The organism is Verrucosispora sp. WMMD1129 (genome assembly GCF_029581255.1).
GTDB lineage: Bacteria > Actinomycetota > Actinomycetes > Mycobacteriales > Micromonosporaceae > Micromonospora > Micromonospora sediminimaris.
The window spans coordinates 234,994-255,164 of record NZ_CP120741.1 but is presented as its reverse complement, the minus strand read 5'-3'; the positions used below and the strand labels follow the sequence as shown (position 1 = coordinate 255,164).

The following is a 20,171-nucleotide window of genomic DNA, read 5'->3' as shown; positions in this document are numbered from 1 at the left end:
GAAGCGTCCCGGTCGGGGTAGGCGCAGCTCAAGTGGGCGGCGTCGCGGTGCCGGCTCGGGCGAGCATTCCGGCGGCGGCGAGGACGCAGCAGAGGGCCACGGCGGCGAGTACGAGAAGGTATCCACCGCCGGTGTGCAGGATCGCGGCGGCACCGAGCGGTGCGGTGGCTCTGGCGATGGTGACGGGGGCGGCAAGTCGTCCAGCGATGGTTGCGTAGGCGGTGGTGCCGTAGCGGCCGGTGAGCAGGGCCGGGACGGCGAGATGGGCGATGCCGAACCCGATGCCGAATCCGGTAACGGTGATGACCGCCCCGATCCGGCTGTCTCCGGCGAAAGGTAGAGCGAGGATGGCGGCGGCCTGGATGGCGAAGACCGTGGCGACGATTGTGGTGACCGCGAAGCGGCGTCGGGCGGCGGTGAGGACGAGTCTGCCGGTGACGGACAGGACGCCCAGGAGGCCGGTGGTGGTGGCGGCGAAGGTGGCAGGGTGGCCGCGGCTGGTGAGGTAGCCGACGAGGTGGACGGCGATGATGCTGGTCGCGGCGCCGTGGGCGACGAGGGCGGCGGTGAGGATCCAGAATCGCGGGTCGTGGGTGGCCCTGCTGGCCGCCGCCCGTCGCTGGCTGCGGTCCGGATGCGCGGTGGGCGTGGACGCGGTGGGCGGCGGGATTGTGAGGGAGAGCAGCGGCACGGTCACCAGGCCGTGGATGGCGGCGAGCGTGAGCAGTGCGGCGCGCCAACCGAGGTGAGCGACCAGGTGGCCGGTGAGGGGCATGAAGATGGTGCTGGCGAAACCGGCGACGATGGTGACTGCGAGCAGGGCGGTGGGGCGTCGGTCGGGGGAGAAGCAGGAGACGATGACGGCGAAGGCGGGTTCGTAGAGGACCATCGCGCTGACGATTCCGATGCCCGTCATCACGGCGTACAGCTGTCCGACGGTCTGGACCTGGGACCAGGCGACCAGCAGGGCGGTGGCGGTGATCGAGCCTGCGGTCATGAGGACGCGTCCGCCGTGCCGGTCGAGCCATCTGCCGACGGGTATGGCCATCAGGGCCCCGGCGAGGACGCTTGTGGTCAGCGCACCGGTGACGGCGGTGGTGGACGTGTCGAGGCTGGTGGCCATGGGCCTGAGGAGGACGGCGTAGGCGTAGTACAGCGTGCCGTAGCCCACCGTGGAGGTGATGGCGAGGGCGGCGACCATGCGCCACGGGTGGTGTCCGTCGGCTCTCGGATCGGCGGACACCACCGTGGAGGTGGTCATCAGCCGGTGCAACCGGGGCCGACCAGGGACGTCACCTGGGCGTCGTGCCTGAAGACGGTGGCTGCGGCTGGTCGTCCCGGGCGACCGTCGCCGGCGATGGACGAGACCGGGGTCGCCGCACCGCCCGGGCGGACCTGTCCGAACGGATCCTCGGACCCGACCCGTGTCATCCGCAACATCCCTGTCCTGCGCTGATGGCGGCGGCCTTGGCGCTGGCATCGCAGCAGGAACCGGCAGCCTGGGCGGCCGCCGTCGAGCCGCAGCAGGGACTGGTGGTCGGCGTCTCGCCGGTGAGCGGGAGGGTCGTGTCCGCCGGCCGGGCGGGGCTGCCGCAGCAGGAACCGGAAGCGGTGGCTGGGTGGTCGGTGGATCCGACAGCTTGAGTGTTGTTGCTCATCCGAACTCCTCTCGATGGCCGCAGGATGATCAGGATGCGGCGTACGCATGTCCCTGCACCGCGGCTCTGTCTCGACAACCTTCGAAGCAGAGACTGCCCCTTGATTAGAGATATGTCAACCTAGAAGAATATCGAAACAGCCTGCGGCGTTGCTCGGCGTCGAGCCTGATCGAGGGTGACGAGGCGGCCGTGCAAGACGGTTTCAGCCGTGCCAGGAGCGCCAGAGGGCGGCGTAGGCGCCACCGGCGCGGACGAGTTCGTGGTGGCTGCCGAGTTCGGTGATCCGGCCGTCCTCCAGCACCGCCACCCGGTCGGCGTCGTGCGCGGTGTTGAGCCGGTGCGCGATGGCGATGACGGTACGCCCGTTGACTACGGCGGCGAGGGCCCGTTCGGTGCGCCGCGCGGTCGTCGGGTCGAGCGCGGCCGTCGCCTCGTCGAGGATCAGGGTGTGCGGGTCGGCGAGCACCAGCCGGGCCAGCGCCAGCTGTTGGGCGTCGGCGGCACCGAGTTCACGGGCACCGTCGCCGAGCTGCGTGTCGAGCCCGTTGGGCAGGTCGGCGTACCAGTCGGCGCTCACCGCGACAAGTGCGGCGCGCATCTGTTCGTCGGACGCGTCCGGTGCGGCGAAGGCGAGATTGTCGCGCAGCGTACCGATGAAGACGTGGTGCTCCTGGGTGACCAGGGCGATCCGGCGGCGCCGCTCGGCCGGGTCGAGGTCGGTGACCGCGACGCCGTCGAGGCTCACCATCCCCTCGCGCGGCACGTCGATTCCGGCGAGCAGCCGGGCGAGGGTGGACTTTCCCGCCCCCGAAGGGCCGACGATGGCGAGACGTTCGCCAGGGTGCACCACCAGATCGATCCCGTGCAGCACGTCGGGACCGTCGGCGTACGAGAAGCGGGCGCCGCGCACGACGAGCCGCCCGGAACGGGCGGGCGCCGGGACGCGTGGTCGCGGGGCGGCGGCGGGTTCGGCCTGCTGGCCGACACCGAGTACGCGGGCGAACGAGGCGAGACCGCGTTGGGCCTGTTCCATCCACTGCAGCAGCCGGTCCAGTGGCTCGATCGCCTGCTGAAGGTAGAGCGCCGCCGCCACCACCTCGCCGAGGCTCACCATGCCACGGTCCAGCAGTAGACCGCCGAACAGCAGCACCACCGCGATCGGGAGCGCGTAGCTCGCCTCCACCACCGGGAAGAAGACCGACCGCAGCGCCAGGGTCGCCCGGCGGGTGGCCCACACCCGGCCGATGCGCTGCCGGCCGTACGCGGTGCGGTCGGCGCCGAGGCGGAGCGCCTCGACGGTGCGGGCGCCCTCCGCGGTCGTGGTCAACGCCTCGGTCAGCTCGGCGGTCGCGGCCCCTTCGGCAAGGTACGCCGGCCTGGCGCGACGCAGGTACCAGCGGGTGACCGCGACGATCGACGGAAGCCCGCTCAGGGCGACCAGACCGAGCAGCGGATGCAGCAGGAAGATCGCACCGAAGAGCAGCGTCAGCTGGGTCGAGGCGATGACCATGACGGGCACCACGTCCCGGACGGTGCTCCCGACCGTCGTCACGTCCACCGAGCTGCGGGTGGCCAGTTCGCCGGTGCCGGCGCGCTCGACCACGGCGATGGGCAGGTCGAGCGTACGGGCGACGAACCCCTCGCGCAGCCGGGCGACGGCACGCTCGCCGAACCGGTGACCGGTGTACTGGGCGTACCGGGTGAGCAGCCCGTGAGCCAACACGCAGCCGCCGATCGCGAGCGCCAGGCGGTCCACGGCGGCGACGCCGGCACCGGCCGCGACCTCGTCCACGATCCTGCCCACCAGCCACGGCGTGGCGAGCCCGGCGACCGCTGCGGCGCCGTGCAGCACCAGCATCACGGCGACGGCGCGGCGGTCCACGGCGACGAGGCCCAGCGCCGCACGGCGGACGACCTGCCGGTCCGCGACGGGCAGTCCGCTCACCGCAGCGACCCGTCAGCGTCGGCGACCTCGTTGTCCCGGGACACCAGGGCGCGGTAGCTCGGTTCCTGTTCGAGCAGTTCGACGTGGCTGCCGGCAGCGGTGATCCGGCCGTGGCGCAGGTGGGCGACCAGGTCGGCATGACCGAGCAGCAGCGGTGAGGTGGTCAGCACGACTGTCGTACGTTCGGCCCGCGCCGCGTGGAGTCGCTGCGCGATGCGCGCCTCGGTGTGCGCGTCCACCGCCGAGGTCGGGTCGACGAGGATCAGCACGTCCGGCTCGGCGAGCAGAGCGCGGGCCAGGCGTACGCGTTGTCGCTGGCCGCCGGAGAGGGTTCGGGCCCGCGTACCGATCGGCATCGCGAGCCCCTCCGGATGGGCGTCGACCACATCCTCCGCCGACGCCGTGCGAAGGGCCGTCCGCAGGTCGGTGTCGTCGAGGTCGGCCCGGACGTGCAGGATCTCGCGCAGTGTCCCGGCAAAGAGGTAGGAGTCGTGGTCGGCGACGAGGATCCGGGCCCGCACCTCGTCCAGCGCGATGCTGGTCAGCGGTACGCCACCCCAGGTCACCTCGCTGGCGACGAACCGCCCGAGGCGGTCGGCCAAGGCGATGGACTCGGCCGGGTCGTCGGCGGCGACGGCAAGCAGCCGCCCGGCGGGTACGGTCAGCCCGGTGTCGGGATCGTGCAGGTCGGCGGGCCGGTCCGGGGCGCGTCGAGGCGGCCCACCGACTGGCGACGGCGGGCCGGCCACGTCCGGCCTCAGGTTGAGCAGCGCGACGATCCGGCGGGCGGCGACCCGCCCCCGGATCAGCTGGTGGCCGCCTTCGAGCAGGAACCACACCGGCACGATGAGCACCGCCACGTACCCGTACACGGCCACCATCTGCCCGATGGTGATGTCACCGGCCGAGGCCATCCGCGCCGCCAGCCACACCACGGCGGCCAGGAACAGCCCCGGGATGGCGATCGTCAGCGCCTCGATCCAGCTGTTCACGGCACCGACCCGGTACCCCTCCGCTAGCAGCCGCTGCGAGCGGGCCGTGTACCGGCGGGCGAACAGTCCCCGCCCACCGACCCCGGCGAGCACCCGCAGCCCGGCCACGATGTCGGCGGCCCGGGTGGTGAGCAGACCCTGCTGGTGCCGGTAGACCGACTCGACCCGTTCGAGGCGGCGCAGCAGCGGCCCGACGAGGAGTACCACCGCCGGCACGCCGAGCAGCACGAACACTGCAAGCAACGGGGACACCGACCACAGGAGAAAGGCGACGAAGACGTACGCGAGGACGGCCCCGACGCCCGGCCCGGTCATGGTCAGCACCGCCGAGGTGTGGATGATGTCGGCACCGCCCACGGTGGCGACCTCCCCGGCGGCGAGTCTGCGGGGCAGCACGGCACCGATCCGGGACAGGTGACGCAACAAGACCGCGGCGGACCGGGCCGACGCATCCTCCCGGACGAACGTCATCGTGCGGTGCCGCATGATGCCCAGGTAGGCCAAGGCCATCCCGGCGACGACGATCGCGGCCACCCACCACAGCAGCGCCCGGTGATCCGCGGCGCGCAGTCCGTCGTCGATGGCGCGGGCGACGAGGTACGGCCGGGCCGACAACCCGAGCATCCAGGCCGTGCCGATGAGACCGCCGCGTAGCACCCGCCACGGCTGGCAGCGGACCAGCCACCAGATGTACCTCAGTGGCCCCCTCGTGTCCGGCGTGCCCGGCTCGGCGTGCGGGAGCTGTGGGGGCATCGGTTCAGGCTACGGTGAGGCGCGGTGACGCTTCCACGTCAATATCAGCCGGTTCGGGCGTCGACGCGGCGGATGGCGGACGGCGGGGGAGCGGCGATCAGGTGGGGCGGCGCAGGATGGTGACGGCGAAGTCCGCGTCGTCGCGCCACGGGCGCAGGTCCCAGGTGGCGAAGCGGTGTTCCAGGCGCAGTCCGGCGCCGATCGCGTCGGCGTCGAAGTCGGTGAGCGGATACCCCCGGTCGGTGCCGAATCCGACCGCGACCACGCCGTCCGGGCGCAGGTGCGCGGCGACCCGGCTGAGCACCTGGCGTTCGGTGCCGGCGGCGACGAAGGCCATCACGTTGCCGGCGAGGACCGCCGCGTCGAACGGCTCGCTCTCGCCGGCCGCCGCGAGGTCCAACTCGGCCAGATCGGCGACGAGCCAACGGGGCGCGGGGTGGTCGGCCCGGGCCGCGTCGATCAGCACCGGGTCCGCGTCCACCCCGACCACCGTGTGACCACGCGCCGCCAACTCGGCGCCGACCCGACCGGTGCCGCAGCCGGCGTCGAGGATCCGGGAGGCCGGCGGCACCAGCGTGTCGAGCAGTCGGGCCTCACCCGCCAGATCCGCCCCTTCGGCCGCCAACTGCCGGAACCGGTTGACGTACCACTGCGAGTGCTCGGGACCGGTGTCGGTGGCCCATCGGGTCCTGTTGGTCATGTCTGCACCGTATCCGGACCGGCTCGGGGCAGCCGTCCGACCGCCGGAACAGGACCAACGGCAGGTGTCCGGAGCCCAACTCGCGCGCTACCATGTCGTGACTCATGGTGAACCGAACTGTTCCGCCGGCCGGGCCGGGCCCGGCTCTGGGCACTGACGCTGCCGGTGAGCATGGCCGAATGTGGGGGGTGGCCCGCGCCACCCTCGACGGAAATTGGGCGGGCGGACACACGGTGCCGTCGCGCACCCTGTACCCGCACCAGTGGAGTTGGGACTCGGCCTTCATCGCGATCGGCTGGGCGCATATCCGCCCCGACCGCACCTGGTCGGAGCTGGACAGCCTGTTCCGCGCCCAGTGGCGCGACGGCCGGGTGCCGCACATCGTGTTCAACCCGGCGGTGGCCGGCGGCGCCTACTTTCCCGGCCCCGGGTTCTGGTCGTCGAACACCGTCGAGGGGACACCGCCGGTGGCCACCTCCGGCCTGGTGCAGCCGCCCGTGCACGCGTTGGCCGCCTGGCACGCGTACCGTCGCGTGCCGTCGGAGGCGGGCCGCGCCGCGTTGCGACGGCTCTATCCGCGCCTGGTGGCGCAGCAGCGCTACCTCGCGACCTGTCGCGATGTCGGTGGCGCCGGGTTGGTCAGCATCGTGCACCCGTGGGAGTCCGGACTGGACAACAGCCCGGCCTGGGACGGGCCGATGTCCGCGGTGCCGGCGGAGGCGGCGGTGATGCGCGCGTACCGGCGGCGCGACACCGTGCACGCCGATCCCGCCCACCGACCCACCGACCTGGACTACGCGCGGTACGTCACCATGGTCACCGCCTACCGGGCGGACGGCTACCGCGACGACGGCCTGGCCGATCGGCATCCGTTCCTGGTCGAGTGTCCGCTGTTCAACGCGGCGATGGGTGCCTCGGAGGTGGCGCTCGCCGGCATCGCCGAGGCGATCGGCGTCGACCCGGGCCCGCACCGGGAGCGGGCCGTCGCCATCACCGAGGCCGTGGTGACCCGGCTGTATGACCCGGTCAGCGGCACCTTCCACCCGCGTGACCTGCGGACCGGCCGATTGACACCGGCCCGTACGGTGCTCGGCCTGACCCCGTTGATCCTGCCCGGCCTGCCGGTGCGACAGGTCGACGCGGTGCTCGCCGAGGCACGCTCGGCCCGCTTCGGCCTCGCCGCCCGGATGCCCCGGCCACTGCCCAGCCACGACCGCACCGCCACCGACTTCGAGCCGCTGCGCTACTGGCGCGGCCCGAGCTGGATGAACATCACCTGGCTGATCCGGCTTGGACTGCTGAGGCACGGACACGACCGGTTGGCGGCCGGACTGCGCTCCTCGATGATCGACCTGGTCGCGGCGGCCGGTTGCCACGAGTACTTCCACCCGGACACCGGTGTCGGCCTGGGCTCACCGTCGTTCAGCTGGACGGCGGCCCTGCTGCTGGACGTGCTGGCCGACTGACCGGTGCGGCGAGACCCTGCCGGTGCCCTGCCCGGGGTGGCGCGGCGGGTGGCGCTGCCCGGGGGCAGGTAGGTTGCTGTCCAGGATCGGCCGGCTGCCGCGCCGGTCCTGGCCGGCACCGTGACCGGGTGACCCGACTGGAGGGACGCGCAATGAGCCGGGACAGCTTCGACGAGCAGCTCGACCGGCTCACCGGCGTCCTGGCGTTGATGAGTCGGGACGCCGGCTCGGCGATCCGGGGGGCCAGCACCGCGCTGCTGGAGGTGGACCGGGACGCGGCCGAGAGGGTGCTCGCCGGTGACACTGTGCTGGACGCCCGGCGGGCCGAGGTGGAGGCGATGATCCCCGAGGTGCTGGTGCGGCACCAGCCGGTCGCCTCGGACCTGCGCCTGGTGGTGTGCGCGCTGCGGATGGCCGGTGCCCTGGAACGGATGGGTGACCTCGCGGTGCACGTCGCGAAGGTCGCGTTGCGCCGGCATCCGATCGGGGTGGTCCCGGAGCCGGCGATGCCGGTGATGACGGCGCTGGCCGAGGCGGCGGCGCGGGTGGCGGACAAGTGCGCGGTCGTGCTGGCCACCCGGGACCGGCTCGACGCGATGCAGCTCGGGCTGGACGACGACGAGGTCGACGCCGCGCAGGAACGCCTGCTGTCGCTGCTGGTCTCCGGCTGGCCGTACGGGGTGGAGTCCGCGATCGACCTGGCCCTGCTCGGCCGCTACTACGAGCGCTACGCCGATCAGGCGGTGAACGTCGCCCGTCAGGTCGTCTACCTGGTGACCGGCACCATCCGGCTCTGACGCGGCACCCGTAGGGCAGCCGGCGGGCCCCAGATTCCGGACATCCGGTACGGCGCGTCCGCAACTTCACATCCCGACTTCCAGGTGGCCATCACCGAGCCGGCAAGTTCATTTTTCGTTCACCTGGGTCCGGGAGTCCGGCTACCTGGGCCTCCTAGCTTGACTCGCGTACGGCCCGGACGGGCTGATGCACCCCGATAGAGAGGCTTACCTGGTGAACCGCAACGTGCTTTCGCGGCGCGTCCTTGCCGGCGTCGCGCTTGCCGCGCTCGCGCTTACCGGCTGTGGTAGCAACGACAACAGCTCGGAGCCGGGCGGCAGTGGCGGCGACGGCGCCTACGCCGACCTGTCCGGCGAGTTGAAGGCGTCGGGCGCCAGCTTCCCGGACGCTTACTACCAAGAGGTCGTCGAGGCCTTCAAGGCCGAGGCATCCGACGTGACGGTCACCTACAACGCGACCGGATCCGGCACCGGCAAGAAGCAGTTCGGTGAGGGCCTGGTCGACTTTGCCGGCACCGACAGCCTGGTGAAGGACACCGACGGCGTGACCGCCGGTTCGTTCATGTACGTGCCGACGGTGGCGGCCCCGATCACGGTTTCCTACAACCTTGAGGGCGTCGACAAGCTCCAGCTCAGCCCGGAGACGCTCGCCAAGATCTTCCAGACCGACATCAAGACCTGGGACGACGCGGCCGTCAAGGCCGACAACCCGGGTGTCGAGCTGCCCAACACGCCGATCACCGTCGCGCACCGTTCGGACGGTTCCGGCACCACCAGCAACTTCACCAAGTACCTCGACGCCGCGGCGGCGGGCACCTGGAAGCTGGGCAGCGGTGACACGGTGGCCTGGCCGGCCAGCACCCAGGGTGGCGAGAAGAACACCGGTGTCGCGCAGATCGTCAAGCAGACCAACGGCGCCGTCGGGTACGTCGACCTGAGCGACGCCAAGGCGACCGGCCTGAAGTTCGCCGCCATCAAGAACAAGGACGGCCAGTTCGTCGAGCCGTCCCTGGAGGGCACCACCGCCGGCCTGGAAGGTGCCGAGGTCGCCGAGGACCTGAGCTACAACCCGCTCAACGCCGCCGGTGCCTCCGCCTATCCGATCACCGCGCCGACGTTCATCATCGTCAAGACGTCCTACGACGACGCGAACAAGGCTGCGCTGGTCAAGGGCTTCCTCACCTACCTGCTCAACGACGGCCAGGAACTGGCCGAGGAGGTCGACTTCGCACCGCTGCCGGCCTCGCTCAAGGAGAAGGCGCTGGCCCAGGTCGAGAAGATCCAGGGCTGATCAAATCAAGATCGCTAGGGCGTTCCAGCTGGGGACGGGATCACGTCGATCCCGTCCCTAGCGGGGTACCTGAGCTGGAGTGAAGATGACCTTGACGAACAATCCCCCCGCCACCAAGCCGACGTTGACCCAGCGCGGCAGCAGCGCCCTCGGCGACCGCGTCTTCTCCTGGTGGACGCTCGGCACCGGCCTGCTGGTGCTGGCCATCCTCGGGCTGATCCTCATCACCACCGTCCGGGAGGCCTGGCCCGCGTTCGACGCGATGGGCCTGCGCTTCATCACCGAACGGGTCTGGGACCCGAACCCGGCCACCGGCGACGCCATCTTCGGCGCGCTGTCGTTCGCGTACGGCACCGCGGTCTCGTCGCTGATCGCGCTGCTGTTCGCGGTGCCGGTCTCGGTCGGCATCGCGCTGTTCCTCACCGAGCTGGCCCCGCGCCGGCTGCGCGGCCCCGCGGTGACCGTGATCGATCTGCTGGCCGCCGTGCCGTCGGTGGTCTTCGGGCTCTGGGGCATCCTGGTCGTGGCACCCGCGCTGGTCCCGATCTACCAGTGGATGCATGACGTCTTCGGCGGCATCCCGCTGCTCGGCCGCCTCTTCGGCCCGGTGGGCAGCGGCCGCAACTTCATGACCGCCGGCCTGATTCTCGCGATCATGGTCACGCCGATCATCACCTCGATCACCCGCGAGGTGTTCAGCACGGTGCCGCGTGCCGACAAGGACGCCGCCCTCGCCCTGGGCGCGACCCGCTGGGAGATGATCCGGGGCGCGGTCTTCCCACACAGCTTCGGCGGGGTGGTCGGCGCGGTGATGCTCGGCCTGGGCCGGGCGATGGGCGAGACGATCGCGGTCGCGCTGGTCATCGGCGGCGCCACCAACATCACCGCCAACCTGTTCGCCCCCGGCAACTCGATGGCCGCCGTCATCGTGCAGCAGTTCGGCGAGTCCACCGGCACCTTCACCGCCGCGCTGATCGGTCTCGGCGTGGTGCTGTTCGCGATGACGGTGCTGATCAACGTGCTCGCCCAGGTGGTCGTCCGTCGGGCCGAGGCCCGGATGAAGGGAAGCGTCGCGTGACTCTCACCGCACCACCCGCCGCCCGGCCGGCCGCCGGCGGGCCCGACCTGACCCGGGCGGCGCTCTCCGGCCGCCGCCGGTTCACCAACCATCTCGCCACGGCGGCCATCTGGGTCGCCGTGCTGCTCGCCGTCATCCCGCTGGCGCTGGTGACCTACACCGTCATCGCCAAGGGCGGTGGGGTGATGAGCCTGTCGTTCCTGAACGAGGACATCCCAAACTCCTACCGCCGCGAAGGTGGTGGGATGGGCCCGGCGATCGTCGGCACGTTGCTCATCACCGGGATGGCCGCCCTGATGGCGATCCCGCTCGGCGTCTTCGGCGCGATCTACCTCAACGAGTACGGCAAGCAGCGGCCGTTGGCCCGGGTCATCCGGCTGATGTCCGACGTGATGACCGGCGTGCCGTCGATCGTGATGGGCCTGTTCATCTACATCTCCTGGGTGCTGCTCGTCGGTGAGCAGACCGGCTTCGCCGGCGCGCTGGCGTTGGCCTGTCTGATGCTGCCGGTGGTCATCCGCAGCAGCGAGGAGATGCTCCGGCTGGTCCCCGACGAGCTGCGGCAGGCGAGCATGGCGCTCGGCGCCCGCAAGTGGAAGACCACCCTGACCGTGGTGCTGCCGGCGGCGATCTCGGGGATCACCAGCGGCTCGCTGCTGGCCGTGGCCCGTGCGGCCGGTGAGACCGCCCCGATCATCATCGTCACCGGCATCGTCTTCTCGCCCAACTGGAACCTCTTCGACGGTTCCAACACGGCGTTGCCGGCGCAGATCTTCCGTAATGCCAGCCAGCCCTTCCCGGCCGCACAGGACCGGGCCTGGGGTGCGGCGCTGACGCTCATCGTGATCGTGCTCGGCTTCACGATCATCGCCCGATTCATCTCCAGCCGGTTCGCCATCAAGGAGCGCTGACATGGCCAGCAACGACACCAACCTCACCACCCGCCCGTCCGTGGCGGTGCACGCTCCCGGCACCACCGTCTCCGGCGCGGACTCCGCCAACGCGTCAGTGATGCAGCTGCGCGACGTCAGCGTCTACTACGGCAGCTACGAGGCGGTCCGCGGCACCACGATGCCGATCCAGCAGAACCAGGTCACCGCGATGATCGGGCCCTCCGGCTGCGGCAAGTCGACGGTGCTGCGGGCGCTCAACCGGATGAACGACCCGATCCCGGGTGCCCGGGTCAGCGGCGACGTCCTCTTCCACGGCCAGGACCTGTACGCCAAGGACGTCGACCCGATCCAGGTGCGCCGCCGCATCGGCATGGTGTTCCAGAAGCCCAACCCGTTTCCCAAGTCCATCTACGACAACGTGGCGTACGGGTTGCGGATCAACGGCATCAAGGGTCGCCTCGACGACCACGTCGAGGAGGCCCTGACCAAGGCCGCGCTCTGGGACGAGGTCAAGGACAAGCTGCGCAAGAGCGCTCTGGCGCTCTCCGGCGGCCAGCAGCAGCGGCTCTGCATCGCCCGGACGATCGCCGTCAAGCCCGAGGTGATCCTGATGGACGAGCCCTGCTCGGCCCTCGACCCGATCGCCACGGCGAAGATCGAGGATCTGATCTTCGAGCTGACGAACGACTACACCATCGTCATCGTCACCCACAACATGCAGCAGGCGGCCCGGGTCAGCCACTACACCGCGTTTTTCACCGCCGAGGTGGACGAGGCGCAGGAGCGGCACGGGCGGCTCGTCGAATTCAGCCAGACCGGCAAGTTGTTCACCAATCCCGCCGACAAGCGTACGGAGGACTACATCACCGGTCGCTTCGGCTGAGGCCGAACGCGACGGTCGGCGGTGGGTCGCCGTTGGGCAAGGGTGACCCACCGGGAGTGGCTGGCTCGTCGTGAGCCCAGCCGCGTCCGGCCGACCGTCGCCGACCTGTAGTGCGGGGGATCGCCCTGCGCGACCGAGGGTGTCGCGGCGGGCCTGAACTGAACCGGAGCCGGTGTGCGATGAACAATCTCGTCGAGGCCACCAGGGGTGACCATCGATCCGACGGGCGTTTCGTGCTGCTCGTGGTGGACGACGACGAGAGCGTCGGTGCCGCGTTGGTCGCCCAGCTGGCCGACCACCGGGTACGCGGCCACCACTTCGCGCACGCCGCCGAGGCGCTGCTGGCCGCCGGGGCACTGCAACCGGACGCGGCCGTGGTCGCCGCCGGTCTGTCCACGATGAGCTGCACCGAGTTGGTGCGGCTGCTCGCCAGTCGGGCCGGCATCCCCACGGTGGTCGGGGTCGGCGACGAGGACGGTGGGGTGGCCGCCGCCGCGCTCAAGGCCGGTGCCACGGCCTGCGTCCGGCGTCCCTACCGGCCCGAGGAGGTACTGCCGCTCCTGCGGGCCATCCGCCCGGAGACCTCCGGCGCCCTCGATCCACCCATCGAACTGGGCGGGTTGCGGGTGGACCCGGCGACGTTCGAGGTGAGTCTGGACGGCCGGACGGTGGCCCTGCCCTTGAAGGAGTTCCGGCTGCTCTACTTCTTCATGACGCACGCGGAGCGGACGGTCACCCGCGAACAACTGCTCGCCGCCGTCTGGGGTGGCATCTCCGACGACACGTCGAACACCCTGACCGTGCACATCAAACGGCTGCGTCGGCGACTGGCGCTGGACGGCGACCAGGCGCCGATGATCGTGACCGTACGCGGCCTGGGCTACCGTTTCGTGCCCGCCCAGGCCACGGCAACGCCGACGACGTCGTGAACATGCCGACGCTGCCGTCGTACCCGCCGTCGGGGACACCGACGGAGGGGATGGTGCTGGTGGCGGTCCCGCTGGCGTACGTCCCGCACGTGGCCCGGCTGCTGGCCGACCTCGACGCCCGGCACCGGGTGGGGCCGGTGCCCCGTCGGCGGGCCGACCCGACGCCCCACCCGGCGGAGTCGGACTGGACGGTCGAGGATCTGCGTCGGCTCAGCCAGGGGCGCAGCGCCACCCATCGGACTGTCGCCGCCGTGCTCGACGCGCTCGCCGCCGATCCGGAGCGGCTGTTCACGGTGGCGGACCTGGCCGAGGCCACGGGACGGCCCCGCAAGAAAATCATCGGTGCGATGGCGGGGTTGACCCGGCTGCTCAAGGCCCACTACAACTACGCCGGTCGGGGGTTCCCGTTCGACCGAATGCCCGGGCGGCCGGAGTCCCCTCGAGAGCTGTGCTACACGATGGACCGGGTCCGCGCCGCACGTTGGCGCGAGGCACAGCATCGCGGCCCCGAGACAGCCGGGAAAGTCGGCGCGCAGCCGGACCTGTGACCAGCCGGCGGCGTGATTCACCTCCCGGCGACGTGGGTGGCCGCGGCGCATCGGTTTCCGGCCGCGGCCTCCAGCCGGCGGACCTGCTCGATCACCGCCACCACGACGGCGTGTCCCTCCGGCGACAGGCGGGCGTCGACCAGCCGCCGGGCCACCTGCCGGAGGTACGGGTCGGCAAGCAGCTGGACGAGGTCGTCGTCGGGTAGCTCCCGATCGATCGGCCGACCAGTGAAGAACGAGGGCGGACGATCGAAGAAGGCGGCTATCGCCTCCACCACGGATCGCCGTGGGTCCGGTGCTCGTCCCTGGCGCAGGTTGTTGAGATGGGTGTGGGAGATGCGGCAGCCGCGCCGGGTCAACTCGGCGGCGACATGGCGGACGCTGTACGGCTTGCCGGTCGGGTCCGAGGTGGTTCGGAACAGCCAGTCGAGACGCTCGGCGAAGGTTTCGCCGGGGTGGTGCGGCTCCTCAGGCATGGAGGCTCCTCGCACGGCGGAACACCATATTTACACGAGGGCTGGACATGGCATCCAGCATTGACAGGACTCCTAACTGTACGCGTACGATGGCATTCGCCTGGCAACCCCAGCGGCCGGACAGCTCCGGCCCGGCGGGTTGCCAGCATGGTCTTTCGGGCAGGCACACGTGGTGGCGAACGGGGGCGCGACGTGTGCGTGCGAGCCGTACCCGGCGGCCGAGGGACCTCCGGGCGGCGCTCGTCCCGCCGGCCTCGCACCTGGTCGGTTCCTGGCGGGCCCGCCCGGTCACCGCACGGGACCACCCCGAGCACCCGGGGCAGGCGTTTGTCAGGTGTCGGCGGGGGTAACCAGCGCGGCGCTGACGACAGGAGGGCGCCGTGCGGTTTCCGCTGTTCGTCGCCGCGGTGTCCCGTCGATCCGGGCTGGCGTCCGAACCCGCGGCCAGCGTCGCGCGCGCGGTGCTACAGACCGTCGTGGAGCGGATGACCGGCTCGCCGCCGACCGACCCGACCGGGTACCTGCCGGTCGAGCTGACCAACGCGGTGTCGCCGGGCGAGCCGGCGGACTTCCTCCGCCGGGTCGGTGAGCGGGCCGGAGTCGACGAGGGTACGGCGGCCGCCGGGGCCGCGGCCGTGTTCGCCACCCTGCGCGAGACGGTGACCGTCGGCGAGTTCCAGGAGATGGTGGCGCGACTGCACGCGGCCGGCGGTGGCACTGACCCGATCGTCGGGTGAGGCGCGGCCGGCACCCGGCGGCTCGTGGCGCGCTCCCTGCCGGCCGGGGGACCGGTGGCAGCGGATAGGCTGCCGCCGTGGCAGGTCTGTTCAGGAGCATGGCGTCCCGTGTCGGCGCGGTCATCCCGAGGCCGCGCGCGGCCGGTCCGTCCCCGGCGCGGCTCGCGCGACGGCGTCAGGTCAGCGCGTTGCAGCGCCGCGAGTTGTCGTACGCCCCGGAGCCCGACGGCCAGGCCGACCCGGGGGAGATCGTCTGGACCTGGGTGTCCTACGAGGACGACCCTCGCCAGGGCAAGGACCGGCCGGTGCTGGTGGTGGGCCGGCACAGCCGGACGCTGTTCGGGCTGATGCTCTCCAGCCAGCAGGACCGCCACGGCGACCGGCACTGGCTGGCCCTGGGGCCGGGCGACTGGGACCGTGACCGGCGGCCGAGCTGGGTGCGCCTGGACCGGGTACTGACCATGCGGGAGGACAGCATCCGGCGGGAAGGCGCGGTCCTGGACCGGGCCCGGTTCGACCGGGTGGGTCAGGCCCTGCGCGCCGGGTACGGCTGGCGCTGACCGACCGGTCCCGGCGGTTCCGCACGGAGCCGGTGGCGTGCGCTGCGGCGCCGGTGACGTGCGCCGTGGGACCGCTGGCCTCAGCCGGACTGCTGGGCCGGGTCGACCGCGGCGTCGCGGGCGTCCGGCGGCGGGTACGGCTGTTCGGCGAGCAGCCGCGCCAGGTGAGCGCTGTTGAGCGCCAGCGCCTTCGTCGTCCGACCGGTGGTGTCGGGCTTGGGGCGCGCGTCGATGTAGTCGGTCTTGTGCAGTGCCTCGCCGACCCAGTACGTCGCGCCGGCCGCCGGGCAGGTGAAGCCGACCTCGTTGAGCGCCTGCTGCACCTGCCCGATCGTGTGGTGCGCGCCGTCCTCGTTGCCGACCACCGCCACCCCGCCGACCTTGCCGTAGGTGAGCAGCCGGCCCTGGTCGTCGGTCTCGCTGAGCTCGGCGTCGAGCCGCTCCAGGACCATCTTGCACACGCTTGACGGCTGGCCGAGCCAGATCGGCGTGGCGATCACGAGGATCTGTGCGGCCATCAGCTTCGCGCGGATCTGCGGCCAGGCGTCGCCATTCCCCTCGTCGGTGGAGACACCGAAGCGAACGTCGTGGTCCACCACCCGGATCAGTTCGCCGGTGACCCCCTGCTCGCCGAGAGCGTCGAGCACCTCCCGGCCCAGCACCTCGGAGCTGGACCGGGCAGGGGAGCGTTTGAGGGTGCAGTTGAGGATCAACGCCCGGATGTCCGCCATGACCTTCCCTCCGCCGTACGAGCCTGATCCCGGCGGAGTACCCACCTTTGGACCGGTGACGCCCGGGCCGGGGCCGCAACCGGGGTGGCGTCAGCACTCGGCGAGGTACGCGGTGTCGTGCAGAGCCCGGCCCGTTCGGCCACTGCCGAGCGCCTTGGCCTCGTACATCGCGGCGTCGGCGCGGTTGAGCGCCTCGGTGAGCTGGCTGTCCTGCACGGGTGCCAGACCGACCGAGGCGGTCACCCGGAGGGTGACGGCGCCCATCGGGATCGGGGCGGCCAGCATGTCGTACAGCCGCCGGGTCGCGTGGTCGATCCACCGTCGGTCGAGGGTCGGGCTGGTCAGCAGCCCGGCGAACTCGTCACCGCCGAGGCGGGCCACCAGGTTGTCACCGGCGAAGGTGGCCAGTCGTTCGGCGACGCTCACCAGCACCTGATCGCCTGCGGCGTGTCCGTACCGGTCGTTGATCTGCTTGAAGTCGTCGATGTCGAGGACCACGGCGATCAGGTGGCAGCCGGAGCGGTCGGTGAGCAGCGTCGCGGCGAGCCGGTAGAAGGCCCGCCGGTTCGGTAGACCGGTAAGCGGGTCGTGGCTGGCGGCGTGCCGCTCGGCGGTGAGTTCCGCCTGAAGACGCCCGATCTCCGCCTCCGCCCGCACGGCCCGGCGTCCCAGTTGCCAGGAGGAGAGCAACGCTCCTGCGGCGCAGATGCCGGACGCGACGGTCAGCGGATCCGGCACCACCATCTCCCTTCTCCGCGACACACGTCGGGCACCGATCGGCCGACGCTGCCAGACACCTCGTTTCCCCTGATGGTTGTCAGGTTCGCGGGACAGAACGTGAGCAGGTAGGCATCACGCACGTGCGTTATCATCCCCGGTGTCCATTGCAGATGCAATAGCAGATGCACGTGCATAACGAGCCGACACCGCCCGTCAAGCCGCTACCGCTCCTCCCACGGCACCGGCGCCAATCGGAGAGAACAGAAGCCCCTCATGCAGCAGCCGCCCAACGGTGTTTCCGTCAACCACTTGCCTCCCCTTGCCTGGCAGAAGAGTCGGCGCAGCAATCCCAGTGGGAACTGTGTCGAGCTGGCGGAGCTGCCCGGTGGGGCGGGCATCGCCCTGCGTAACTCCCGGCACCCGGACGGACCCGCGCTGATCTACACGGTGGACGAGATCGCCGCGTTCGTGCTCGGTGCCCGGGACGGTGACTTCGATCACCTGATCGGCTGACCCCGCATCCCATCGACGGGATTCGTCTCGCACGGGATGGGCGGTTCACCTTACTGACGGTTCATGGCATGCTTACACGTCGGTCGAGTCGGTCCACCGGTTCGGCCGCTGACGGCATGCGGAGGACGGTAGGTGACCATGGTTTCCGCCGAGGAGGGTCCGGCGGCCGGCCCGACCGTGCTGCGGATGCTGCTGGGTGCTCAACTGCGACGGCTGCGGGAGTCGCGGGGCGTCACCCGGGAGAACGCCGGCTGGGAGATTCGATCCTCCGAGTCGAAGATCAGCCGGATGGAGCTGGGTCGGGTCGGCTTCAAGGAGCGCGACGTGGCCGATCTGCTCACGCTCTACGGCGTCACCGCCGAGCAGGAGCGAGCCGCGTTGCTCAAACTGGCCCGGGACGCGAACAATCCAGGCTGGTGGCACCGGTACGGCGACGTCCTGCCGTCGTGGTTCCAGTCGTACCTCGGCCTGGAGGCGGCGGCCGCCCTCATCCGTAGCTACGAGGTCCAGTTCGTCCCGGGTCTGTTGCAGACTCCGGAGTACGCCCGAGCCGTGGTGCTGCTCGGCCACAGCACGGCCGGTCCCGACGAGATCGACCGTCGGGTGGATCTGCGGATGCGCCGACAGGAACTACTGTCCCGGCCGCGCCCACCGCGCCTGTGGGCGGTCGTCGACGAGGCGGCGCTGCGCCGGCCGATCGGTGGCCCCCAGGTGATGCGCGGTCAACTGGAGGCGCTGCTCAAGGCGACGCGTACGCCGAACGTGCGGCTTCAGGTGATCCCGTTCGCCGCCGGTGGGCATGCCGCCGCCGGGGGAGCCTTCACGATCCTGCGCTTCGGTGATCAGGACCTGCCTGACATCGTTTACATCGAGCAGCTGACCAGCGCCATCTACCTGGACAAGCGCGAAGACCTCGACTTCTACGCGGTCGCCATGGAACGCCTCTGCGTCGAGGCCGAGCCGCCGGAGCGTACGCCGGAGATCCTCGAACGAATGATCGCCGACCTCGACCCCAGCTGACCACCACACCTTCACCCTTCCCACGCCCCTCCGCGCTGATCATGGGGCTACCGCTGCTGGCAAGCGCTTGCCCGGACGGGAATTTCGTGATCAACACGTCGAGGGCGGGGATGGGGTTGACGGGTGTGGGGGTGCGGGGGTTATGGTCTGGATCGATTCAGTTGCTGGATCGATCCAGAACGGGGAGTGCTGATGAAGCCGACATTGCGGGCCGTGGCCGAGGCTGTCGGTGTCTCGCGCAGCACCGTCTCCAACGCCTACGGCCGCCCGGATCAGCTCTCACCGCAGTTGCGCCAGCGCATCCTGGAGACCGCGCGGCAGATGGGTTACCCGGGGCCCGACCCGACCGCGCGATCGTTGCGGCGGGGATTCGTCGGTGCCATCGGGGTGCTGTTCACCTCCCGGCTGTCGTACGCGTTCACCGACCCCTTCGCCGTCCGGTTCCTGACCGGCGTCGCCGAGGCGGCCGAACGCCACGACAGCAACCTGCTGCTGATACCGCTGCCCGACGACGCGGCCGGCGCGCGTACGGCGGTGGAGAACGCCGCCGTCGACGGGTTCTGCGTCTACTGCGCCGGTGACGAGGAGAGCATCCTCGACACGATTCGCGGCCGTGGGCTGCCCTTCGTCACCACCTCCTCGCGGCCCCGCGCCGGAGACCTCTGGGTCGGCATCGATGAGCGGTCCGCCGCCCGGTCCGCCGCGGCACACCTGACCGCGCTCGGTCACCGCCGGGTCGCCCTGCTCGGCGACGACGTCCTGCCCGGCGCACCGGTCGGGCCGCTGCGGGTTGCCGACGTGGCCGACGTGCCGCACCCCACCACCCGGGACCGGCTGGCGGGCTTCGCCGAGGCGTTCGCGGCGGTCGGCGTCGCCTGGCCCGACCTGACCGTGCTCTCCGCGACGGACAACACCCGCGCCGCGGGTGCCGCCGCCGCCAGGGCGTTGGCGCACCTGCCCGAACCGCCCACCGCGGTGCTGGCCTGCTCCGACGTGCTCGCCCTCGGTGCGCTCGACGTCCTGCGCGCCGACGGTGAGCGGGGGCGGCGCGTCTCCGTGACCGGCTTCGACGACATCGCCGAGGCCGCCCCGGCCGGCCTGACCACCGTCCGCCAGCCCGGCGAGGCGAAGGGTCGAAGCGCCGCCACGCTGCTGCTCGACCCGCCCGCTGACGCCGCTGCGGGCCAGATCCTGCTGCCCACCACGCTCGTCGTCCGGAGCAGCTCCGGACCCGCCCCGAGGAGTTGACCATGGAACAGCCCACCGGCTTCGTCATGGCCGTCGACGCCGTCACCCGTCATGTCATGTCCGCCCGGCCGGACGCACCGGTCCGACCCGACGTACCCCGGCCGGCGCGGCTGGTGGTCACCCGCCGGCTCGCCGCCGGGGCGCTGCGCCGACTCGCCGACCACATCCAGCCGCGTCCCGTGCCCGCCCCACCCGCCTGCCGCACCTAGGCCGGTCCGCCATCCGAGCGGGTG

General features: G+C 71.4%; 22 protein-coding genes. 15 read left to right on the top strand and 7 right to left on the bottom strand.

Features of this window, described 5'->3' with window-relative positions; translation table 11 throughout:
• Positions 1-28 precede the first annotated feature (28 nt).
• Complete coding sequence (locus tag O7624_RS01220; RefSeq protein ID WP_282238554.1) at positions 29-1,261, bottom strand: MFS transporter; 1,233 nt, start codon at positions 1,259-1,261, stop codon at positions 29-31.
• 194 nt (positions 1,262-1,455) lie between these two features.
• Between O7624_RS01220 and O7624_RS01215 the strand changes: the two genes are divergently transcribed.
• The gene (locus tag O7624_RS01215; RefSeq protein WP_170863330.1) at positions 1,456-1,644 is read left to right on the top strand and encodes a hypothetical protein; all 189 of its coding nucleotides are present in this window, start codon (positions 1,456-1,458) and stop codon (positions 1,642-1,644) included.
• Positions 1,645-1,860: 216 nt separating this feature from the next.
• Here the strand turns inward: O7624_RS01215 and O7624_RS01210 are convergent, their stop codons facing one another.
• The 3 genes from O7624_RS01210 to O7624_RS01200 form a co-directional block, all read right to left on the bottom strand.
• The gene (locus O7624_RS01210; protein WP_282238553.1) at positions 1,861-3,603 is read right to left on the bottom strand and encodes an ABC transporter ATP-binding protein; all 1,743 of its coding nucleotides are present in this window, start codon (positions 3,601-3,603) and stop codon (positions 1,861-1,863) included.
• Positions 3,600-5,348, bottom strand: a complete 1,749-nt coding sequence (locus O7624_RS01205; RefSeq protein WP_282238552.1) for an ABC transporter ATP-binding protein — start codon at positions 5,346-5,348, stop codon at positions 3,600-3,602. The genes O7624_RS01210 and O7624_RS01205 overlap by 4 nt, the downstream gene beginning before the upstream one ends.
• A 97-nt stretch (positions 5,349-5,445) precedes the next feature.
• Entirely contained in the window at positions 5,446-6,048 is a 603-nt protein-coding gene (locus O7624_RS01200; RefSeq protein ID WP_093402286.1) for a class I SAM-dependent methyltransferase, read from the bottom strand.
• Positions 6,049-6,227: 179 nt separating this feature from the next.
• On the opposite strand from O7624_RS01200, the gene O7624_RS01195 reads away from it, so the two are divergent.
• The 8 genes from O7624_RS01195 to O7624_RS01160 all read left to right on the top strand — a co-directional run bounded on the left by O7624_RS01195 (position 6,228) and on the right by O7624_RS01160 (position 13,933).
• Positions 6,228-7,514: a hypothetical protein gene (locus O7624_RS01195; RefSeq protein ID WP_282238551.1), complete on the top strand. Its 1,287-nt coding sequence runs from the start codon at positions 6,228-6,230 to the stop codon at positions 7,512-7,514.
• Between the two features lie 152 nt (positions 7,515-7,666).
• Entirely contained in the window at positions 7,667-8,311 is a 645-nt protein-coding gene (phoU, locus tag O7624_RS01190) for a phosphate signaling complex protein PhoU (RefSeq protein ID WP_282240508.1), read from the top strand.
• A gap of 214 nt (positions 8,312-8,525) precedes the next feature.
• Complete coding sequence (gene pstS / locus O7624_RS01185) at positions 8,526-9,602, top strand: phosphate ABC transporter substrate-binding protein PstS (RefSeq protein ID WP_093402289.1); 1,077 nt, start codon at positions 8,526-8,528, stop codon at positions 9,600-9,602.
• A gap of 85 nt (positions 9,603-9,687) precedes the next feature.
• Entirely contained in the window at positions 9,688-10,680 is a 993-nt protein-coding gene (pstC, locus tag O7624_RS01180; protein WP_282238550.1) for a phosphate ABC transporter permease subunit PstC, read from the top strand.
• Complete coding sequence (gene pstA, locus O7624_RS01175) at positions 10,677-11,591, top strand: phosphate ABC transporter permease PstA (protein WP_282238549.1); 915 nt, start codon at positions 10,677-10,679, stop codon at positions 11,589-11,591. Before pstC ends, pstA begins: the two co-directional genes overlap by 4 nt.
• A gap of 1 nt (position 11,592) precedes the next feature.
• Positions 11,593-12,456: a phosphate ABC transporter ATP-binding protein PstB gene (pstB, locus tag O7624_RS01170; protein ID WP_093402292.1), complete on the top strand. Its 864-nt coding sequence runs from the start codon at positions 11,593-11,595 to the stop codon at positions 12,454-12,456.
• A 179-nt stretch (positions 12,457-12,635) separates the two neighbouring features.
• Positions 12,636-13,385, top strand: coding sequence for a response regulator transcription factor (locus O7624_RS01165; protein WP_093402293.1), 750 nt, complete (start codon positions 12,636-12,638; stop codon positions 13,383-13,385).
• A gap of 2 nt (positions 13,386-13,387) precedes the next feature.
• Positions 13,388-13,933 carry a hypothetical protein gene (locus O7624_RS01160; protein ID WP_282240507.1) on the top strand — a complete coding sequence of 182 codons (546 nt, stop codon included), beginning with the start codon at positions 13,388-13,390 and terminating at the stop codon, positions 13,931-13,933.
• A 17-nt stretch (positions 13,934-13,950) separates the two neighbouring features.
• Here O7624_RS01160 and O7624_RS01155 read toward each other — a convergent pair whose 3' ends face one another.
• Positions 13,951-14,409, bottom strand: a complete 459-nt coding sequence (locus O7624_RS01155; protein WP_282238548.1) for a hypothetical protein — start codon at positions 14,407-14,409, stop codon at positions 13,951-13,953.
• 380 nt (positions 14,410-14,789) lie between these two features.
• Between O7624_RS01155 and O7624_RS01150 the strand changes: the two genes are divergently transcribed.
• Both O7624_RS01150 and O7624_RS01145 read left to right on the top strand, forming a co-directional pair.
• Positions 14,790-15,146, top strand: coding sequence for a DUF2267 domain-containing protein (locus O7624_RS01150; RefSeq protein ID WP_282238547.1), 357 nt, complete (start codon positions 14,790-14,792; stop codon positions 15,144-15,146).
• Between the two features lie 77 nt (positions 15,147-15,223).
• Positions 15,224-15,706: a type II toxin-antitoxin system PemK/MazF family toxin gene (locus tag O7624_RS01145; RefSeq protein WP_093402297.1), complete on the top strand. Its 483-nt coding sequence runs from the start codon at positions 15,224-15,226 to the stop codon at positions 15,704-15,706.
• Between the two features lie 80 nt (positions 15,707-15,786).
• Here O7624_RS01145 and O7624_RS01140 read toward each other — a convergent pair whose 3' ends face one another.
• Both O7624_RS01140 and O7624_RS01135 read right to left on the bottom strand, forming a co-directional pair.
• Entirely contained in the window at positions 15,787-16,437 is a 651-nt protein-coding gene (locus O7624_RS01140) for an NAD(P)H-dependent oxidoreductase (RefSeq protein ID WP_282238546.1), read from the bottom strand.
• A gap of 90 nt (positions 16,438-16,527) precedes the next feature.
• On the bottom strand, positions 16,528-17,175 hold the full coding sequence (locus O7624_RS01135) for a GGDEF domain-containing protein (RefSeq protein WP_093402472.1): 648 nt from the start codon (positions 17,173-17,175) through the stop codon (positions 16,528-16,530).
• A gap of 255 nt (positions 17,176-17,430) precedes the next feature.
• On the opposite strand from O7624_RS01135, the gene O7624_RS01130 reads away from it, so the two are divergent.
• From O7624_RS01130 to O7624_RS01115, 4 genes are all read left to right on the top strand, one after another.
• The gene (locus O7624_RS01130; RefSeq protein WP_093402299.1) at positions 17,431-17,670 is read left to right on the top strand and encodes a DUF397 domain-containing protein; all 240 of its coding nucleotides are present in this window, start codon (positions 17,431-17,433) and stop codon (positions 17,668-17,670) included.
• A gap of 132 nt (positions 17,671-17,802) precedes the next feature.
• The gene (locus O7624_RS01125; protein ID WP_093402300.1) at positions 17,803-18,690 is read left to right on the top strand and encodes a helix-turn-helix transcriptional regulator; all 888 of its coding nucleotides are present in this window, start codon (positions 17,803-17,805) and stop codon (positions 18,688-18,690) included.
• 192 nt (positions 18,691-18,882) lie between these two features.
• A complete protein-coding gene (locus tag O7624_RS01120) occupies positions 18,883-19,938 on the top strand; it encodes a LacI family DNA-binding transcriptional regulator (RefSeq protein WP_282238545.1) in 1,056 nt (351 codons plus the stop codon).
• A 2-nt stretch (positions 19,939-19,940) separates the two neighbouring features.
• Positions 19,941-20,147 (top strand): hypothetical protein, encoded by a 207-nt coding sequence (locus tag O7624_RS01115; RefSeq protein WP_093402301.1) that lies wholly within the window; start codon positions 19,941-19,943, stop codon positions 20,145-20,147.
• Positions 20,148-20,171: the final 24 nt, after the last annotated feature.

What these genes read in the sequence shown, in the direction of transcription:
- O7624_RS01220 (WP_282238554.1), bottom strand. Translation starts at nt 1,261, where the DNA reads ATGACCACCTCCACGGTGGTGTCCGCCGATCCGAGAGCCGACGGACAC.
- O7624_RS01215 (WP_170863330.1), top strand. Translation starts at nt 1,456, where the DNA reads ATGGCGGCGGCCTTGGCGCTGGCATCGCAGCAGGAACCGGCAGCCTGG.
- O7624_RS01205 (WP_282238552.1), bottom strand. Translation starts at nt 5,348, where the DNA reads ATGCCCCCACAGCTCCCGCACGCCGAGCCGGGCACGCCGGACACGAGG.
- O7624_RS01200 (WP_093402286.1), bottom strand. Translation starts at nt 6,048, where the DNA reads ATGACCAACAGGACCCGATGGGCCACCGACACCGGTCCCGAGCACTCG.
- O7624_RS01195 (WP_282238551.1), top strand. Translation starts at nt 6,228, where the DNA reads ATGTGGGGGGTGGCCCGCGCCACCCTCGACGGAAATTGGGCGGGCGGA.
- phoU (WP_282240508.1), top strand. Translation starts at nt 7,667, where the DNA reads ATGAGCCGGGACAGCTTCGACGAGCAGCTCGACCGGCTCACCGGCGTC.
- pstC (WP_282238550.1), top strand. Translation starts at nt 9,688, where the DNA reads ATGACCTTGACGAACAATCCCCCCGCCACCAAGCCGACGTTGACCCAG.
- pstB (WP_093402292.1), top strand. Translation starts at nt 11,593, where the DNA reads ATGGCCAGCAACGACACCAACCTCACCACCCGCCCGTCCGTGGCGGTG.
- O7624_RS01165 (WP_093402293.1), top strand. Translation starts at nt 12,636, where the DNA reads ATGAACAATCTCGTCGAGGCCACCAGGGGTGACCATCGATCCGACGGG.
- O7624_RS01160 (WP_282240507.1), top strand. Translation starts at nt 13,388, where the DNA reads ATGCCGACGCTGCCGTCGTACCCGCCGTCGGGGACACCGACGGAGGGG.
- O7624_RS01155 (WP_282238548.1), bottom strand. Translation starts at nt 14,409, where the DNA reads ATGCCTGAGGAGCCGCACCACCCCGGCGAAACCTTCGCCGAGCGTCTC.
- O7624_RS01140 (WP_282238546.1), bottom strand. Translation starts at nt 16,437, where the DNA reads ATGGCGGACATCCGGGCGTTGATCCTCAACTGCACCCTCAAACGCTCC.
- O7624_RS01130 (WP_093402299.1), top strand. Translation starts at nt 17,431, where the DNA reads ATGCAGCAGCCGCCCAACGGTGTTTCCGTCAACCACTTGCCTCCCCTT.
- O7624_RS01120 (WP_282238545.1), top strand. Translation starts at nt 18,883, where the DNA reads ATGAAGCCGACATTGCGGGCCGTGGCCGAGGCTGTCGGTGTCTCGCGC.
- O7624_RS01115 (WP_093402301.1), top strand. Translation starts at nt 19,941, where the DNA reads ATGGAACAGCCCACCGGCTTCGTCATGGCCGTCGACGCCGTCACCCGT.